This is a genomic window from Pseudoalteromonas sp. S1650, assembly GCF_005887195.1.
Taxonomy (GTDB): Bacteria; Pseudomonadota; Gammaproteobacteria; order Enterobacterales; family Alteromonadaceae; genus Pseudoalteromonas; species Pseudoalteromonas simplex.
Genome location: NZ_PNDF01000259.1, coordinates 1 through 362 on the forward strand (window position 1 = coordinate 1; position 362 = coordinate 362).

Sequence of the window (362 nt, forward strand, 5' to 3'; positions counted from 1 at the left end):
CACCAACCAGCTACTCACCAAATTGCCGTCTTTACACCGCCTGCGTAAATCCGTATCCTCGGCGGCGTGGCAGTTCCTTTTTCGCCAGGCATTGGCCCAACAAGCGCAAGGCGAACATCACTAACATCAACTTGGAAGTGAGGCAGATTGTAAGTGCTCACGCGGTAATAACCTGTGTTTCCTGGGGTCTCAGATACCGTTACTTTTGCGTCTTTGAGCGGGTGTGTAGCAATTAACGACTCATCTGGGTTATTCATCTTCGTTACTAACGCACCTAACAAATCGTTTAACTGCTGCTCTAGCTCATCACGAGGGGTGGTCGAACCATTATATTAACGCTGCAATACTTTTATGTAGTGAGC

The 362-nt window shown here is 48.1% G+C and carries 1 pseudogene; it reads right to left on the reverse strand.

Annotated elements, in window-relative coordinates:
- Positions 1–14: 14 nt before the first annotated feature.
- Positions 15–314 (reverse strand): annotated as a pseudogene (locus CWB80_RS22330) (hypothetical protein); the annotation flags it as partial.
- Positions 315–362 lie beyond the last annotated feature (48 nt).